Raw genomic sequence first — 18,259 nt, forward strand, 5'->3', positions numbered from 1 at the left:
ATTGGTCCAGAGAGACCAGCAAGGGTTTTAAAGAGGCAGGGATGTATTCCGATGCTTCTTTCCGTACACCCTTGACACTGTTAAGGGTGTTTTTATAAAAAGGGAGGAAAGGCGCATGAATCATTTATTTACGATAAAAGACTTAAGTACGGATGAAATTCACCATATACTTACCCAAGCAGATCGTTTTAAAAACGGAGAAACTTGGTTGCCATCAGATCAAGTATTTGTTTCCAATTTGTTCTTCGAAGCGAGTACAAGAACTAAGATGAGTTTTGAAATAGCCGAAAAACGACTTGGTTTGCAAGTGATTCCGTTTGAAACTACAACGAGCTCCACTGTAAAAGGAGAAACGCTATACGATACAGTGAAGACCCTAGAAAGTATTGGGGTTAAGCTAGTGGTCATTCGCCATCCTGAAGATTCCTACTTCTCTCAACTAGTAGATGGTATAAATATTCCTATTTTAAACGGGGGAGATGGGAGTGGAAATCATCCTACACAATGTTTATTAGACTTGTTTACGATCAAAGAAGAGTTTCAGCAATTTGAGAATCTGACCGTCAGTATCATAGGAGATCTCCGTCATAGTCGGGTTGCTAGAAGTAACGCAGAAGCGCTAACAAAGCTTGGAGCAAACGTTATCTTCTCAGGACCAGAGGATTGGTTCGATGAAGAATATAACCAACACGGTCCTTTTTTACCTGTAGATGAAGCTGTTATGGAAAGTGATGTGGTAATGCTACTAAGGATACAGCATGAACGTCACAAGGAAACAGCCCACCTGACACAAGAAGAATATCATCAACAGTATGGCTTAACGATAGAACGGTACAATCGAATGAAACAAGGAAGCATTGTGATGCACCCTGCTCCAGTAAATCGTGATGTAGAAATTGCCTCCGAATTGATAGAAGCGCCACGATCGAGAATTTTCAAGCAAATGGAAAATGGTGTTTATATACGAATGAGTGTCATAAAAAGAGCATTACATAAGGGGGAAGAAGGATGGATTGGCTAATTCAAAATGGTAGAGTGCTAGACCAAGAGGGAGAGCTTGTTAAGAGAGACCTTCGGATAAAGAATGGCAAAATTGTGGATATGGCAGAAACTCTTTCTGTACAGGATGAATCCGTTATTGATGCAAAAGGACACGTCATTTTACCTGGGTTTGTAGATCTCCATGTTCATCTTCGTGAACCAGGAGGAGAGAAAAAAGAAACGATTTATACGGGGACTCTTGCTGCCGCAAAAGGTGGATTCACCACCATTGCCAATATGCCGAATACTAGACCAGTGCCGGACAATCAAGAGACAATGAAATGGCTAATGAATCGAATTCAAGAAACTGCCCATGTAAGAGTGTTACCATATGCTTCGATTACTGTAAGACAATTAGGCAAGACCTTAACGAACTTTGATGAATTAAGTGAAACGGGAGCGTTCGCTTTTACCGATGACGGTGTTGGGGTTCAAACGGCTGGTATGATGTTTGAAGCCATGACGGAAGCTGCGCGCATCGGAAAATCTATTGTAGCGCATTGTGAAGATAATTCATTACTATACGGAGGCGCTGTACATAAAGGCGCATTTTCAGAAACGTCTGGAATACCTGGCATATTATCGGCTAGTGAAGCTGTACACATTGCAAGAGATGTGCTACTTGCTGAAGCAACAGGATGTCACTATCACGTTTGTCATATTTCAACAAAAGAAAGTGTAAGAGTCGTAAGAGATGCTAAGCGAGCGGGTATAAACGTAACGGCAGAAGTTACTCCTCACCATTTGCTTCTCTGTGAAGAAGATATTCCAGGAAATGATGCGAATTATAAAATGAACCCACCACTTCGTGGCCTTTCTGACAAAGAAGCACTATGGGAAGGGTTACTGGATGGAACCATTGATTTTATCGCAACAGATCATGCACCTCATACGGAAGCAGAGAAATCAGAAGGAATGCTTGCTGCCCCGTTTGGTATTGTGGGTTAGAATTGCCTTTCCTCTCCTCTATACCAAATGTGTTCAAGAAGGAAAGTTAAGCTTAAAAGAACTGGTTGATTTTATGACCGTAAAGCCTTCAAAATCTTTCCGTTTATCGTACGGAACGCTTGAAGTTGGAAGTCTAGCAGATATCACACTGGTTAATCTTGACGAGGAACGAGCTGTAGAGCCTTCAACGTTCCTCTCCAAAGGAAAAAATACTCCATTTGCTGGAGAACGTTTGAAGGGTTGGCCAGTAGCTACTTTGGTAGAGGGAAAAATTGTATGGAAGGATGAACAATGATGAGAAGAATGCTCCTTTTAGAAGATGGAACGGTATTTAATGGTGAGGCATTTGGTGCAGATGTGAACACGTACGGTGAGGTTGTATTTAATACGAGTATGACTGGATACCAAGAAATTCTTTCAGATCCTTCCTATTGTGGACAAATTATTACCTTTACGTATCCCCTCATAGGGAACTACGGCATAAACCGAGATGATTTTGAAAGCATTACTCCCTATATAAAAGGAATGATTGTCAGAGAAGTAGCCGATTTCCCAAGTAACTGGAGAAATGAACTTCCATTAGATACATTGCTAAAACAGCGGGGCATTCCAGGGATATCAGGAATTGATACGAGAAAGTTAACAAGAAAAATTCGTGAGTACGGCACGATGAAAGGGATTATTTGTCCAGTGGACATAAACATTCACGAGGCCCTACAAACGCTAATTGCTACCGAGCTACCAACAGATCAAGTTAAAACGGTATCCACCAAAACTTCGTATCCGTCACCTGGTAGAGGAAAAAGAGTTATTTTAGTAGATTTTGGTATGAAGCATGGAATACTTCGTGAGTTGAATCGTAGGAACTGTGATGTGATTGTTGTGCCATATAACACAACTGCCGAGGAAATTAGACAATTACATCCAGATGGAATCATGCTATCAAACGGACCAGGAGACCCAAAAGATGTTCAGGAAGGGATTAACATGATTCAGGAACTACTTGGTGAAATTCCGTTGTTTGGAATCTGTCTAGGTCATCAACTGTTCGCATTAGCTTGTGGTGCGGATACGTATAAAATGAAGTTTGGCCACCGTGGCGCCAATCAACCTGTGAAGGATTTACGTACAGGTAAAGTGGCATTGACTTCTCAAAATCACGGGTTTTCAGTTGATCAAGATTCTTTAGAAGGAACGGGTTTAGAAGTTACCCATATTGCTCTGAACGATCAAAGTATTGAAGGCTTAACACATACGAAATATCCAGCCTTTACTGTCCAATATCATCCCGAAGCTTCACCTGGTCCTGAAGATGCAAATACGTTATTCAATGACTTCCTAGATTTAATGGAAGAGAATAGAAAGGAGAAAACTCATGCCTAAACGTACGGATATTTCATCCATCTTAGTCATTGGTTCAGGTCCAATCATTATTGGTCAAGCAGCCGAATTTGATTACGCAGGTACACAAGCATGTCTTGCGTTAAAAGAAGAAGGATACAGAGTCATTCTTGTAAATTCAAATCCAGCCACGATTATGACGGACGCAGAAATGGCCGATAAGGTCTACATTGAACCACTAAGCTTAGAGTTCGTCAGTCGGATTATCCGTAAAGAGAGACCTCATGCAATCCTACCTACACTTGGAGGACAAACGGGATTAAACCTAGCTGTAGAACTTGCGGCTTCAGGAGTATTAGAGGAATGCAGAGTGGAGATCCTAGGTACAAAACTTTCTGCGATAGAGCAAGCAGAAGACCGAGATTTATTTAGAAATCTTATGAATGAGTTATCCGAGCCTGTTCCAGAGAGTGAAATCATTCGAAACGTAGTTGAAGCGAAAACATTTGTAAAAGAAGTTGGCTATCCTGTCATTGTTAGACCTGCTTACACTCTAGGCGGTACTGGTGGAGGGATTTGTCATAATGAAGAGGAACTCGAGGAAATTGTAACATCTGGACTGAAATATAGCCCTGTTACACAGTGTTTAGTAGAGAAAAGTATTGCAGGCTTTAAAGAAATAGAATACGAGGTTATGAGAGATGGCAATGATAACGCCATCGTTGTATGTAATATGGAGAACTTTGATCCAGTCGGAATTCACACAGGAGATTCGATTGTAGTAGCACCAAGCCAAACATTAAGTGACAGAGAATATCAAATGCTACGAAACACCTCATTAAAAATAATAAGAGCCCTTGGGATAGAAGGTGGCTGTAATGTCCAATTAGCACTAGATCCAAATAGCTTCCAATATTATATTATTGAAGTAAATCCAAGGGTGAGTCGATCCTCCGCCTTAGCAAGTAAAGCAACAGGATATCCCATCGCCAAATTAGCTGCAAAAATTGCCGTTGGGTTAACACTAGATGAAATGATGAATCCTGTAACAGGTAACACTTATGCAAGCTTTGAGCCAGCTTTGGACTATGTGGTCACAAAGATTCCAAGATGGCCTTTTGATAAATTTGAATCAGCCAAGCGTAATTTAGGCACGCAGATGAAAGCGACTGGAGAAGTGATGGCAATTGGGCGAACGTTTGAAGAATCGCTATTGAAAGCCGTACGCTCCCTTGAAAGTAATGTGTTTCACCTTGAATTAGAAGATGGACACACCTTTAGTGATGAACTCATTGAAAAACGTATTCGAAAAGCCGGAGACGAGCGCCTCTTTTATATTGCTGAAGCAATAAGAAGAGGAGTAACAATCGAAACCATACATGAATGGAGTCAAATTGACTTATTTTTCTTTGTACAAAATACGAAAAATTCTTCAGTTTGAGAAAGTCTTAATGGATCATCCTTTTGAGAAAGAGTGGGCGTTAAAGGCTAAGAGACTAGGATTCTCTGATTATAAAGTGAGTGAGCTTTGGAAATCGAAGGAAAGTACGTTTTATCAATGGCGAAAAGATGCTGGAATTTCTGCTGTCTATAAAATGGTCGATACTTGTGCAGCAGAGTTTCACTCCGAGACTCCTTACTTTTATGGTACCTATGAAGAAGAAAATGAAAGTGTCGCTACTGATAAAGAGAGCGTCATTGTACTCGGATCTGGTCCTATCCGGATTGGGCAGGGGGGTTGAATTTGATTATGCTACGGTACACTCTGTATGGGCCATTAAAGAAGCAGGGTATGAAGCGATTATTGTCAATAACAATCCAGAAACTGTATCAACGGATTTTAGCATTAGCGACAAACTGTACTTTGAACCTTTAACTATTGAAGATGTGATGAACATAATCGATTTAGAGAACCCAAAAGGAGTCATTGTACAATTTGGAGGACAAACAGCGATTAACTTAGCGGATCAGCTTGTAGCAAGAGGCGTTACAATTCTTGGTACTGATCTTGAAGATATGGACCGAGCAGAGAATCGAGACAAGTTTGAAGCAGCTCTTACAAGATTAGAGATTCCTCAACCACTTGGAAAACGGCCACTTCAATAGAAGGAGCCTTATCAATCGCAGCTGAAATCGGTTATCCCGTTCTCGTCAGACCATCTTACGTACTTGGCGGAAGAGCCATGGAAATCGTGTACCAGGAAGAAGAGCTCCTTCACTATATGCACCATGCAGTGAAAGTTAATCCTGCCCACCCCGTTTTAATTGACAGATATTTAACAGGGCGCGAAATTGAAGTGGATGCCATTTCTGACGGAGAAGATGTCGTCATTCCAGGTATTATGGAGCATATTGAGCGTGCTGGGGTGCATTCAGGAGATAGTATTGCTGTATACCCTCCGCAAAAATTAACACTAGAGCAAAAAGCTTTGATTGAACAATATACTGTAAAGTTAGCGCGCGGATTGAAAATTAAAGGGCTGTTAAATATTCAATATGTCGTATCAAAAGGTGAAATTTTCGTTCTTGAAGTAAATCCAAGATCAAGTAGAACGATCCCTTTTTTAAGTAAAATAACGGAAGTACCAATGGCAAATGTAGCAACAAAGGTTATATTAGGAGCCTCATTAAAGGAACTAGGATACAAAACGGGGTTACTTGAGGAAAACCAGGGGTTTACGTAAAAGTACCTGTGTTCTCTTTTGCAAAGCTAAGACGACTTGATATCACGCTTGGACCAGAGATGAAATCGACTGGTGAAGTCATGGGGAAAGATACCACTCTTGAAAAGGCACTCTACAAAGGGCTAGTTGCTGCAGGCATGAATATTAAAGATCATGGATCTGTACTACTAACCGTTGCAGATAAAGACAAAGAGGAAGCAGTCCTTCTTGCAAAGCGTTTTGTCAATATTGGGTACCGAATTATGGCGACTAAAGGAACAGCGGAAGTACTTCAAGAAGCGGAAATTGCTGTAGAAGAAGTGGATAAAATTGGATCAAAGGGTCCTACCCTTTTAAATGTAATTCAAGATGGACAGACACAGCTTATTATTAATACATTAACCAAAGGAAAACAGCCAGCACGTGATGGATTTAGAATTAGAAGAGAGGCGGTTGAAAATGGGATCCCATGTTTAACTAGCCTTGATACAGCTGAGGCCATTCTTCAAGTGATCGAAAGTATGACATTCTCAAGTGAAGCATTACCACTTCCAGTGAAACGAAACGTGGTGACACAATGAGAAAGGAATTGATGACAATACGCTATCATCAAGAAATTGCCCACAATATTTATGAGCTGGAGGTAGAGGGTACGTTAGTGCAGGATATGAATTCTCCAGGACAATTTGTTCACATTAAAGTTGGAGAAGGAGAGCCTTTACTGAGAAGGCCAATAAGTATTGCAAGCATTAACCATCACGATGAAGCGTTTACTATGATTTATAGAAAAGAAGGAAAAGGAACGACCCTTCTCTCTACAAAAAAACCAGGAGATACCCTAGATGTATTAGGTCCATTAGGTCACGGGTTTCCTGTTCATTTAGAAAAAGGACAAAAGGCTCTTTTAATTGGAGGAGGGATAGGAGTACCTCCCCTTTATGAACTGTCTAAACAGCTTGTATCGAAAGGTGTAGAGGTTACACATGTACTTGGATTCCAAACAAGCTCAGTAGCCTTTTATTTAAAAGAATTTAGCCTATTAGGTACCACCCATATTGCAACAGTAGACGGCACACTAGGATCAAAGGGATTTGTTACAGACTGCCTAAGAGAAAAGAATATCGATTATGATGAATATTATTCTTGTGGACCGAAAGTGATGTTAAAGGCATTAGAAGAAACATTAACAACAGCTAATGGATATATTTCTTTAGAAGAACGAATGGGGTGTGGGATTGGAGCATGCTTCGCGTGTGTGTGTCATAGACAATCAGATCCCACAGGGAACGCTTATGTAAAGTTTGTAGTGACGGCCCAGTTTTTAAAGCAGGGGAGGTTGTTCTGTGAGTAGACTATCCATCCATTTACCAGGTTTGCAACTAAAGAATCCAATTATGCCTGCCTCTGGATGCTTTGGGTTTGGCCAGGAGTATAGCAGGCTATATGATTTGTCTTGCTTAGGAGCCATTATGATAAAAGCTACTACCCCTCTGCCACGATTTGGAAATCCAACACCTAGAGTCGCTGAGACTTCAAGTGGCATGTTGAATGCCATAGGACTCCAAAATCCTGGACTTGAAGGTGTAATAGAGAGTGAACTAGAAAGGTTAAAACAATTTGACGTTCCAATCATTGCGAATGTGGCAGGTAGTGTAACAGAAGATTACGTTCAAGTGGCAAAAGAAATGTCAACGGTATCAAATGTAAATGCCCTAGAATTAAATATCTCGTGTCCGAACGTAAAAACAGGCGGTATTGCATTTGGAACCATCCCAGAAGTAGCTATGGAATTGACGAAAGCAGTAAAAGAAGTCTCCAGTGTCCCGGTATACGTCAAATTAAGTCCAAATGTATCTGATATCGTAGCCATGGCAAAAGCAGTGGAGCAGGGTGGTGCTGACGGGATTACGATGATCAATACCCTTATTGGTATGACCCTTGATGAAAAAACAGGTTTACCAATCCTCGCTAATAAAACAGGTGGACTTTCTGGTCCTGCGATTAAACCTGTAGCGCTTCGAATGATTTATGAAGTAGCGCAGCATGTAGATCTTCCGATTATTGGCATGGGTGGTATTCAATCAGCTCAAGATGTTATTGATTTTATTTCAGTAGGTGCAAGTGCAGTCGCAGTTGGTACAGCAAATTTCATTGATCCATTTGTATGCCCTACCATTATTCATGATTTACCTGAAAAGCTTGACGCACTCGGTGTGCAGCATATTTTAGAGTTACAGGGAAGGAGCCTGCCAAATGGAAAAAGAGCCACTTATAGCGCTTGACTTTGAATCATCAGAAGAAGTAGATTCATTTTTACATCATTTCTCTCAACCCTTGTTTGTAAAAGTGGGCATGGAGCTGTATCTTCAAAACGGTCCTGAAGTGATTCAGCGAATAAAAGATAAGGGTCATCGAATTTTCCTAGATTTAAAGCTCCATGACATCCCAAACACTGTAGGCCGTGCAATGCAAGGGCTAGCCAAGCTTGAAGTTGACATGATCAATGTCCATGCAGCGGGTGGAAAGGACATGATGATGAGAGCGATGGATGGCCTTGAGCGTGGATCAAAGGGTGTAGTACCTAAGCTTATTGCGGTGACCCAACTCACATCTACTACAGAATCACAAATGAGACAGGAACAAGGAATCTCAAGTACATTAGTAGACTCTGTGAAAAGATATAGTATACTTGCTAAAGAAGCTGGACTAGATGGTGTTGTTTGTTCTCCATATGAAGCTGACTTGGTTCGAAAGCTTTGTGGAGATGAATTCTTACGAGTCACCCCTGGAATTCGCTTACCACATGGGGATCATCATGATCAAAAAAGAGTGACAACTCCTTGTGATGCAAGAAAACTAGGCTCAACTCATATAGTAGTAGGAAGAAGTATCACAAAATCTAGCGATGCTGTTCAAGCATACAATGAAATTTCAAAATTATGGGGGCTAGAACATGAGAAAAAGTATTGCTAAGCACTTACTTGATATCCGTGCCGTCTCGTTGCAAACAACTGAGCCATACACATGGTCTTCTGGCATGAAGTCGCCAATATACTGTGATAATCGTTTAACCCTTTCGTATCCAAAGGTAAGAGAAGTTATTGCAACAGGACTAGTGGATAAAATCGAAAAAATCTTTCCTGAAGCAGAAATGATTGCAGGAACAGCAACTGCAGGAATTCCACATGCTGCTTGGGTAAGTGACCGATTACGTCTTCCTATGTGCTACGTTCGCTCAAAAGCGAAAGGACATGGGAAAGGTAGCCAAATCGAAGGTAGAGTGAATGAGGGTCAGAAAGTGGTTGTCATTGAAGATTTAATTTCAACTGGTGGAAGTGTTCTAACAGCTGTAAAAGCGCTTAAAGAAGCAGGATGTGAAGTAATTGGCGTAGTGGCAATCTTTACATATGGGTTCAAACAAGCAGAGGCATTACTTGAACAAGAAGGATTAAATGGGAAACCCTAACGGACTATCAAACACTTCTTGAAGTTGCCGCTAAAGAAAATGTAATAACTGAAGCTGAATTTGCCAATCTTGAAAGCTGGAGTAAAGCCCCAGAAGCATGGGGAAAACTTCCAAACTAAACAGTAAGGTTATCCTGTTGTAGGATAGCCTTTTTTGTATGAATTGCGAGGTATTGAAGTATTTTAAATAGAGAAGTGAATGGCAGATGTAGGCCGGGCGAAGGGAAGGCGCGAGGCGAGTGAAATTAGGCGCAAGGTTGTTGGAAAAGAGCGTAGTGGACAAGAAAACAAGCGGGGAGTTGCCAGAGAACCGAGAAGAAAACGCCTGAGAGAGAAAGCCGGGCGTGAGCCGAGTATAATTAAACGCAATGACACGAATAATTAGCACAGTGAACAAGAAAGAGCGCGCGAACCTGCCGAAGATCCAACATAAAAGAACCAATCGTGTCGAACTCCAATGCTGATGGACAGATAACCCAGTAAAAGTATAGTCTTAACCTATAGGTATCATAAAAGAAATGACACTCAAAATAATACTTGCAGATGCAATTGTTTAATGTTAAGATATTGAATAAGGAGGTCAAGTGATATGCAAAACTATAACCTCAATGATTCTATATGTTTCGTCATAAACCTTGCGGGTAAAAACATGGTAAACAGTATAGCTACAAGTTTTAAGCAAGCGGGATATGATATTACGTATGAGCAATGGACAGTTCTTACGCAACTCTGGAATCAAGATGGAAGAACTCAAAATGAAATAGCATCGATGACAAGCCGCGATCAAACCTGTACTTCGAGACTTATCGATAACTTAGAAAAACACAATTATTTAACTCGTCAACCAAGTGCAGCGGACCGTCGCATAAAAGAAATATATTTAACGGCAAATGGAAAAGAACTTCAAGAGAAGCTGAGTGAAATTGCGCAGCAAACCATCGACCGTGCTACCGTTGGGATTAGTCCAGCTGAGATGGCGTTATGTAAGGATGTATTAAAAAGAGTCGCTTGTAACCTTGGTTAAAAATTTTACTTAATACATGCATGTACAACTATTGTTTGTACAATGTTTAGGAGGTAAAGGAATTGATTAATTTATATATTACACCTAGTTGTGCTTCTTGTCGTAAAGCGAAGGCTTGGTTTGAAGAGCAAGGATTAGAGTATAAAGAAATCAATATTTTTAAAGAAGAACTAACGTTAGATGAGTTCAAAGCGATTATTAGAATGACAGAAGACGGTACATCTGAAATTATTTCAGAACGTTCTAAAGCATTTCAAGAGCTTGGACTTGATATAGAAGATTTAAGCATCACTGAACTTTATGGTGTTGTTCGCGATAATCCAAGTATTTTAAAACGACCGATCATTATGGATGAAAAACGATTACAGGTAGGGTTTAATGACGAGGAAATTCGTAGCTTCTTACCTAGAAAAGTGCGTGAATATGAAGTGAGAAGATTGTTAGATTTAGCAAACTAATCAAAAGCTGTCCTTACCAAAAAGGGCAGCTTTTTTATCTCATCTTATTCGTCACCGGTTTGTCTAGGGGATAAGACTGTATCATTTTACATAAAATAGGAGAAATTCTATTTTGGATTGCGGTGATGAAGTTGTACCATGCTTTTATTATAACAACAATCATCTTATTTTCTTTGCGAAAAGGAAATTGGAGAAACTGGAGAGAATATTTACCCACAATGTATTATTTCTCGTTTTTTAATTTGTTTTATCAGTATATTTCTTTTACCATTGATCGAGTGTGGGAATTGAAAAAGCTCTTTGTCAGCATGTTTGTAACGGATGTGTTGTATACCTTTCTTGTTTATCCTGCTATAGTGGTTATGTTTTTAGGGAATTATTCAGACAACAGACGAGTACAATTCTATCATTATGCTAAATATATTACGGTATCGATGAGTATTGAAACGCTTGCAGCGAAACTTCATTCTATTGAATACTTTAATGGATGGACTATATGGTGGACCTTATTTTTTTATTGTACGATGTTCCCACTTTTGAGACTGCATCATGTTTATCCTTTACGTGCATTAGTAATATCTTTTGGCTTGATTACTTTTTATCTTTGGAAGTTTGATTTTTCCATTCTCTAGGTGTCTAATTTTGAAACCTTACTCACTCATTAGTCGTAAATGTAAGAGAAGGGGGAATAGTGTGTTACAAGTTATTCTTACGGTTGTTTCTTTATTCACAATCTATTTTGCTATCAACTCCATTGTTCACTTAAAAAAGACAATGGTCGCTTCTAAATCAAGTTACTTCCCAAATGAGCCTGAGATGAAGTCCATTCTCTTTCCTAATGAATGGGAGCAAATGGAGCCTGTGAACGAAAATTCATCCTCTTACAAATGGGTCATTAGAGGAAATCTTATTGCGATTGTTGTGACAATCGTGATTTATCTCATTTTGTTAAAGTATGGTCCAGTGAATCTTAGTACTTTACCATTATTCTTGTATATCATAACAACAGTTTTTACAGGGTTTAATCTACGAGTACGAAATCTTTATATTGTCGAGCATGGTCTCATTGTAAAAAACAAACTGTATAATAAAGAAAAGATTTCTTTTATTGAAATAAGAAAAAATAATTAAATGGCATCCTTTATATGGGTTAAGTCAAGAAATAAATAACGGGTACAGAATAAAGATTGTTAAAAGGCTTTCACTAGCTAGTGATATTGTTGTTATAACTGAAGATAAAGTCCTTGATAGATTTATTAAAGAAGCTAAACGATTGCAGATTACAGTTCTTATTCAAGAAGCTGTTGACCAAACAATTAAAAAAGTAAAATAATGTAGATTGCTAGGGTAGAAAAAGGTGTTTCCAATGACAGAATTTACAGAACGAACGTTAATGATTATAAGTGAGATTCCTAAGGGAAAAGTCATGACATATGGTCAGGTTGCTTATATGGCTGGAAGCCCAAAAGCGGCTAGACAAGTGGTGAGAATATTACATAGTATGAGTGAAAAGTATCACTTACCATGGCATCGAGTGGTCAATAAAAAGGGGGAGATTGCTCTCCGGTCTGATGATGCAAAAATGGAGCAAATCACACGGTTAGAAGCAGAAGGAATTACCGTTCAACAAGGTGTGATTAACCTAGATGAATTTCAGTGGATGTCAGAGTAAAAAATGCCCCATATCGGTAGTAAACCCCAATAGATAGATATTTTACTCTAACTGATTGGGTTTACTGCCAAAAGGGGCATTTTTTATGCTTTTAATGCTCGAACTTGGTCAATGCTTGGGGTTACGAATACGGTCTGCTGATGATCATAGGTGACAAATCCAGGCTTTGACCCATTTTGGTTTTTTTACATGTTTAATTTTTGTGAAATCAACAGGTACTGAACTTGATTCCTTTGCTTTACTAAAATAAGCGGATAGAATGGCTGCTTCTAGGATGGTTTCTTCACTAGGGTCATTGCTCCGGATAACAACGTGTGATCCTGGAATATCTTTTGTATGTAACCAAATGTCTTCTCGGTGAGCTAGTTTATTGGTTAGGTAATCATTTTGTTTGTTGTTTTTTCCTACTAAAATGGTTGTTCCATCAGATGCTCTGTATTCATCTAAGTTTGGTTTTTGCGTACTTTTCTTTTTCTTAGTGAATACCTTTTTTAAATACCCTTCTTCTCTAAGTTCTTCTCGAATTTCCTCTAAGTCTTGAGTTGATGCGCTTTCTAGTTGTTGGATAAGCGTATCTAAATACTCAATTTCTTCCAATGCTTTCTCAATTTGTACAGCGACCATTTTCAAGGCTGTTTTACTTTTCTGATACTTAGTGAAATACTTCTGGGCATTATCAGAAGGAGATTTTCGAGGGTCCAAGGTTATGGTAATGGTGCTCCCATCTTCCTCATAATAATTTACAACGCTAATTTCTTTCATCCCTTGTTTGATTTGATACATGTTGGCTGTTAATAATTCACCATATAATTGAAATGTGTCAGCATTGGCAGCTTCTCTTTGTGTATCTTCAAGTTTAGTAATTTTCGTCACATTCTTTTCTCGTTCATTTTTTAGTAATCGTTCTAAATCATGACCTTGTTGCTTAACACGATCACGTTCAGCTTTTTGGTCATAAAATCGATCAAGTAATGAACTTAATGAAGGAAACGTTACTACGTCTGAAGCAGTATGATTGATTGGGAATGCATAGAAATATTCCTTCTCGTTTACCATTAAACTAGGACTTAGTATATTTTCGTTAAAGTGATGAAGTACTTGAACAAATGAGGTAGGAACACTGTCACGATTGGCAAGTCCCGCCCAAAAAATAATCTCCTTCGCTAATAGCGGTGACACACCACTATACGCATTAACAATTTGTTTGTCTAATTTACCGCTAGTAAAGTCTAACGTACGTAATACATCATCTTTTGTTGCAACAAGTGGATTGTTCTTTTCCTGAGCTGGTGGGTACTTATATGTTTGTCCTGGTACTATACTACGATAGCTATTTAAGGCAAAAGAAACATGTTTAATACTATCTAAGATCATTCCCCGTTCTTTATCTACTAATATGATATTGCTATGACGCCCCATAATTTCAATGATTAACTGCTTATAAGAAATGTCTCCAATTTCATTTCGACCTTTCACTTCCATAATAATCATACGTTCTAGGTCTTTTTGATAAATATTTTCAATAATGTATCCCTCAAGATGTTTTCTAAGGAGCATACAAAACATTGGGGGTGTAGTTGGGTTATCGTAACTTTGTTCCGTAAGTTGAACGCGTGCATAGCTAGGGTGTGAGGAAAGAAGTAGCTTTTGATTTTTTCCGTTTGCTCGAATGTTGAGTAGTATTTCTAATTTAAAAGGTTGGTGAACTTTATTAATTCTACCGCCGATAAGTGGTTGCAATTCATTCACCATGCTTTTTGTAAATAATCCATCAAATGACATTGTTATTCTTCCTTTATCTATAAGTTTCAGTTTAATTACCATTGTACTCTAGTCTCGCTTAATATCAAATGAAAAGTCAGAAGCTATCATTTTTTTGGACAAGGCTGAATAGGATGAAGATAGATGAATACTTACGGTTAGTAGGAGGGTATGAGATGAACTTTCATTCCATGGAAGAAAGAGAGATTGAAGCGGGATTAGATACAGACCTTCAAGGGGGTCTCTCAAGTGGACTCATTGAACAGCGACAAAAGAAGGTAGGATACAACGAATTAGAAGAAGAAGAAAAGCAGTCAGCCATCCTCCTGTTTTTCAGCCAATTTAAGGACTTTATGGTTCTGATTTTACTTGCAGCCACCTTAATTTCTGGCCTTTTAGGGGAATACATTGATGCGATTGCGATTATCGCCATTGTACTTGTAAACGGCATATTAGGATTTTATCAAGAGCGTAAAGCAGAAAGGTCGCTACAAGCTTTAAAACAGCTATCTGCACCCCAGGTCATGGCACTAAGAAATGGAAAATGGACAAGAATCCCTTCTAGAGAAGTAGTTCCAGGAGATGTATTAAAGTTCGAAGCCGGTGACCGAATTGGTGCTGATGTTAGACTCATCCATACCTCTAATCTTGAAATCGAAGAATCTGCTTTAACAGGGGAAAGTATGCCGGTTCAAAAGAACACAACTCCTATTAAAGAAGGCAATATTAATCTAGGCGATATGCATAATATGGCGTTTATGGGGACGCTTGTAACAAGAGGGAATGGTGTTGGAGTTGTTACTCAGATCGGGATGAAGACAGCGATGGGACAAATCGCCAACTTACTTCAAACGGCTGAAACGATGGAGACACCTCTACAAAGAAGACTCGATCAACTTGGAAAAATCCTCATTGTTGGGGCCTTATTATTAACGCTACTCGTCGTTTTACTAGGTGTGCTTCAAGGTCAGGACTTGTATACTATGTTTTTAGCTGGAGTTTCATTAGCGGTAGCAGCTATTCCAGAAGGGCTTCCAGCCATTGTGACGGTTGCACTATCACTAGGCGTTCAGCGAATGATTAAACAAAAAGCGATTGTCAGAAAGCTTCCGGCAGTTGAAACACTTGGGTGTGCATCTGTTATTTGCTCTGATAAAACCGGTACGTTAACTCAAAATAAAATGACTGTGACAACTATTTGGACAAGTGGTAAATCCTACACAGTCTCTGGGAATGGGTATGAGCCTGAAGGGAATTTTTATGAGGGGAAGAGAAATTTGCTCCTTCTGATCATATAAATATTCAACGTTTACTACAATATGGGATGATTTGTAATCATGCAAGTATCCATTATCAGGACGATCATTATGTACTAGAGGGGGACCCTACTGAAGGAGCCATGATGGTTGCAGCCATGAAAGCAGGTTTCAGAAAACCAAATGTACTGAAAGAATACAAAATTCTAAAAGAGTTTCCTTTTGATTCATCAAGAAAAATGATGAGCATGATTGTTGAGCATAGGGGGAAACGATTGCTGGTTACAAAAGGTGCCCCGGATGTGTTGATACAAAAGTCTGATAGTATTTTATGGGATGGTAAAAAGAAATTTTTATCTAAAAGTGATGAAGTAGAAGTCAACCTAATGATTGAACGATTAGGGAGTCAAGCGCTTCGTACGATTGCTGTAGCGTATAGAGAAATTCATGAAAGTGCTAAAGGATATACAGAGGACGAAGTAGAAAAAGACTTCACCTTTATAGGTTTACAAGGAATGATGGACCCACCAAGGCAAGAGGTAGAAGGTGCGATTAAAGAATGTAAGGAAGCTGGTATTAAAACAGTCATGATTACAGGTGATCATATGATTACAGCTAAAGCGATTGCCCGGAACTTAGGTATCCTTCATGACGGGGATCGTGTAATGGACGGAAAGTCACTTTCTTTATTAGACAAAAATGAGCTTGATGAAATGATTGAAGACATTACGGTTTTTGCAAGGGTTACACCCGAGCATAAGCTGACTATTGTAAAATCGTTACAACGTAAGGGTCATATCGTGGCGATGACAGGCGATGGAGTCAATGATGCACCAGCCATTAAATCGGCAGATATAGGTATTGCAATGGGGATAACAGGAACGGATGTCGCGAAAGAAGCATCGTCCCTTGTGTTGATGGACGATCATTTTGCGACGATTAAAACAGCGATTATGGAAGGGCGAAACATTTATGAAAACATTCGCAAATTCATACGATATTTACTTGCTTCCAATGTAGGAGAAATACTTGTGATGCTGTTTGCTATGCTTTTAGCCCTTCCTTTACCTCTCGTCCCAATTCAAATTCTTTGGGTCAATTTAGTTACAGATGGATTACCTGCTATGGCGCTTGGGCTAGACCAGCCGGAAGGAAATGTAATGAAGCAAAAACCTAGACACCCAAGAGAAGGGGTCTTTGCCAGGGGTTAGGCTGGAAGGTTATATCAAGAGGATTTTTAATTGGAGTGGTAACTCTAGCTGCATTTATGTTGGCTTATTCAAAATATCCAGATCAGCTTATATATGCTCAGACCGTTGCATTCGCAACACTAGTTACGGCACAGCTCATTCATGTTTTTGATTGTAGAAGCGAAGTTTCGGTGCTTTCTAGAAACCCATTTGAGAATAAGTATTTGGTATGGGCTGTCGTTTCTTCCTTTGTTTTAATGTTTGTTGTCATCTACACGCCATTCTTACAACCTATATTCCATACGGTTCCAATTAAGCTGATGGATTGGTTGATGATTATTGGTTTAAGTTCTTTGCCGACATTTTTATTAGCCGGTTCGTTTTTTGCAGGTAAAAAGAAAGAAACTATGGTATAATTCGTAAGGTAATAGAGGATTCTCTATTACCTTTTTATTTTTACTGTAAAATATGATAAAGTATAGTATTGTATATTGGATAGGATGTGATAGCCATGCTTCTTAGTATGACAGGATTTGGTAGGAGTCATAAAGTTTTTGGAGAGTTTTCCATCACAGTAGAAGTAAAGTCCGTGAACCATCGTTTTCACGAGTGTTACGTTCGCATGCCTAGACAGTTAGTGAAGCTTGAAGATAAATTGAAACGTTTAGTTCAATCATACATAAAACGTGGGAAGGTCGATTTGTTTGTAACAATTGAAGGCTCCCCACTTGTTAAACAAAAGGTTGAAGTCAATCTAGAGTTAGCTAAAGAATACAGAAATGCTTATCAGAAGTTGAGCAGCGAATTGGGGTTACAACATACGATTGATTTGTCTCACTTTCTTATAAAAGAAGATATTATTATGATAAGCGAAATGGAAGAAAATACAGAAATAATAGAAGAGGCGATCGTAGGAACAACAACTGAAGCATTAAAAGCTCTACTTGTGATGAGAGAAAATGAAGGATTCGGACTTCGAACAGAATTTGAGCGATATTTAACGGATATTGAACAGATTCTTCCATCAATTGCTGCGGTCGTCCCAGAAGTACTCCAAACCTATACAGACCGATTAAAGCGAAAATTTTAGAGCACACAAATGGAACGCTTGATGAACTTAGAGTGATGACTGAGATTGGAATTATTGCGGATAAGTCTGATATTTCTGAAGAAGTTTCTCGTTTATCTAGTCACATAGAACAGTTTAGAAGCTCACTAAATGAAAATGGGCCTGTTGGAAGAAAGTTAGACTTTCTTTTACAAGAGATGAACCGTGAAGTCAATACAATCGGTTCAAAATCTACAGATACTAGAATTTCATCGAATGTGGTAGAATTAAAGACTATACTAGAGAAAATGCGTGAACAAGCTCAAAATGTACAATGATGGTCGTTTAAGCTTAGTTTTATAAGGTCAAACTAGATTTGTTGAATGGGGGAG

Annotated in this window: 12 protein-coding genes and 7 pseudogenes; 18 read left to right on the forward strand and 1 reads right to left on the reverse strand. The window is 39.0% G+C overall.

Annotated elements, in window-relative coordinates; translation table 11 throughout:
• Nucleotides 1-115: 115 nt before the first annotated feature.
• From M44_RS07080 to M44_RS07145, 13 genes and pseudogenes are all read left to right on the forward strand, one after another.
• Nucleotides 116-1,021 carry an aspartate carbamoyltransferase catalytic subunit gene (locus M44_RS07080; RefSeq protein ID WP_010172315.1) on the forward strand — a complete coding sequence of 302 codons (906 nt, stop codon included), beginning with the start codon at nucleotides 116-118 and terminating at the stop codon, nucleotides 1,019-1,021.
• Nucleotides 1,009-2,284: pseudogene (locus M44_RS21175) on the forward strand (dihydroorotase). Before M44_RS07080 ends, M44_RS21175 begins: the two are co-directional and overlap by 13 nt.
• Entirely contained in the window at nucleotides 2,284-3,372 is a 1,089-nt protein-coding gene (locus tag M44_RS07090) for a carbamoyl phosphate synthase small subunit (RefSeq protein ID WP_029326772.1), read from the forward strand. The pseudogene M44_RS21175 and the gene M44_RS07090 overlap by 1 nt, the downstream one beginning before the upstream one ends.
• Nucleotides 3,365-6,574 (forward strand): annotated as a pseudogene (carB, locus tag M44_RS21180) (carbamoyl-phosphate synthase large subunit). Before M44_RS07090 ends, carB begins: the two are co-directional and overlap by 8 nt.
• Nucleotides 6,571-7,340 (forward strand): annotated as a pseudogene (locus tag M44_RS07100) (dihydroorotate dehydrogenase electron transfer subunit). The pseudogenes carB and M44_RS07100 overlap by 4 nt, the downstream one beginning before the upstream one ends.
• Nucleotides 7,337-8,275 (forward strand): dihydroorotate dehydrogenase, encoded by a 939-nt coding sequence (locus M44_RS07105; RefSeq protein WP_010172324.1) that lies wholly within the window; start codon nucleotides 7,337-7,339, stop codon nucleotides 8,273-8,275. The pseudogene M44_RS07100 and the gene M44_RS07105 overlap by 4 nt, the downstream one beginning before the upstream one ends.
• Nucleotides 8,247-8,966, forward strand: a complete 720-nt coding sequence (pyrF, locus tag M44_RS07110; RefSeq protein ID WP_010172326.1) for an orotidine-5'-phosphate decarboxylase — start codon at nucleotides 8,247-8,249, stop codon at nucleotides 8,964-8,966. The genes M44_RS07105 and pyrF overlap by 29 nt, the downstream gene beginning before the upstream one ends.
• A pseudogene (gene pyrE / locus M44_RS21185) lies at nucleotides 8,947-9,578 on the forward strand (orotate phosphoribosyltransferase). Before pyrF ends, pyrE begins: the two are co-directional and overlap by 20 nt.
• Before the next feature lie 529 nt (nucleotides 9,579-10,107).
• Nucleotides 10,108-10,482, forward strand: coding sequence for a MarR family winged helix-turn-helix transcriptional regulator (locus M44_RS07125; protein ID WP_237705221.1), 375 nt, complete (start codon nucleotides 10,108-10,110; stop codon nucleotides 10,480-10,482).
• A gap of 62 nt (nucleotides 10,483-10,544) precedes the next feature.
• Complete coding sequence (gene spxA / locus M44_RS07130) at nucleotides 10,545-10,940, forward strand: transcriptional regulator SpxA (protein ID WP_010172333.1); 396 nt, start codon at nucleotides 10,545-10,547, stop codon at nucleotides 10,938-10,940.
• 125 nt (nucleotides 10,941-11,065) lie between these two features.
• Nucleotides 11,066-11,572 (forward strand): CBO0543 family protein, encoded by a 507-nt coding sequence (locus M44_RS07135; protein WP_029326774.1) that lies wholly within the window; start codon nucleotides 11,066-11,068, stop codon nucleotides 11,570-11,572.
• A gap of 61 nt (nucleotides 11,573-11,633) precedes the next feature.
• Nucleotides 11,634-12,071 (forward strand): hypothetical protein, encoded by a 438-nt coding sequence (locus M44_RS07140; RefSeq protein ID WP_010172337.1) that lies wholly within the window; start codon nucleotides 11,634-11,636, stop codon nucleotides 12,069-12,071.
• Between the two features lie 235 nt (nucleotides 12,072-12,306).
• Nucleotides 12,307-12,612: an MGMT family protein gene (locus M44_RS07145; protein WP_010172338.1), complete on the forward strand. Its 306-nt coding sequence runs from the start codon at nucleotides 12,307-12,309 to the stop codon at nucleotides 12,610-12,612.
• 83 nt (nucleotides 12,613-12,695) lie between these two features.
• On the opposite strand, the pseudogene M44_RS21190 reads toward M44_RS07145, so the two are convergent.
• A pseudogene (locus M44_RS21190) lies at nucleotides 12,696-14,394 on the reverse strand (Rqc2 family fibronectin-binding protein).
• Between the two features lie 155 nt (nucleotides 14,395-14,549).
• On the opposite strand from M44_RS21190, the gene M44_RS29840 reads away from it, so the two are divergent.
• The 5 genes and pseudogenes from M44_RS29840 to M44_RS24985 all read left to right on the forward strand — a co-directional run bounded on the left by M44_RS29840 (nucleotide 14,550) and on the right by M44_RS24985 (nucleotide 18,205).
• Entirely contained in the window at nucleotides 14,550-15,671 is a 1,122-nt protein-coding gene (locus tag M44_RS29840) for a cation-translocating P-type ATPase (protein ID WP_010172341.1), read from the forward strand.
• 26 nt (nucleotides 15,672-15,697) lie between these two features.
• Nucleotides 15,698-16,651: pseudogene (locus M44_RS29845) on the forward strand (cation-translocating P-type ATPase); the annotation flags it as partial.
• Between the two features lie 99 nt (nucleotides 16,652-16,750).
• A pseudogene (locus M44_RS29850) lies at nucleotides 16,751-17,235 on the forward strand (cation transporting ATPase C-terminal domain-containing protein); the annotation flags it as partial.
• A 95-nt stretch (nucleotides 17,236-17,330) separates the two neighbouring features.
• A complete protein-coding gene (locus M44_RS21200) occupies nucleotides 17,331-17,909 on the forward strand; it encodes a YicC/YloC family endoribonuclease (RefSeq protein WP_010172348.1) in 579 nt (192 codons plus the stop codon).
• Nucleotides 17,910-17,944: 35 nt separating this feature from the next.
• On the forward strand, nucleotides 17,945-18,205 hold the full coding sequence (locus tag M44_RS24985; protein ID WP_010172350.1) for a DUF1732 domain-containing protein: 261 nt from the start codon (nucleotides 17,945-17,947) through the stop codon (nucleotides 18,203-18,205).
• Nucleotides 18,206-18,259: the final 54 nt, after the last annotated feature.

Source organism: Bacillus coahuilensis m4-4 (assembly GCF_000171615.1).
Taxonomy (GTDB): Bacteria; Bacillota; Bacilli; order Bacillales; family Bacillaceae_K; genus Bacillus_T; species Bacillus_T coahuilensis.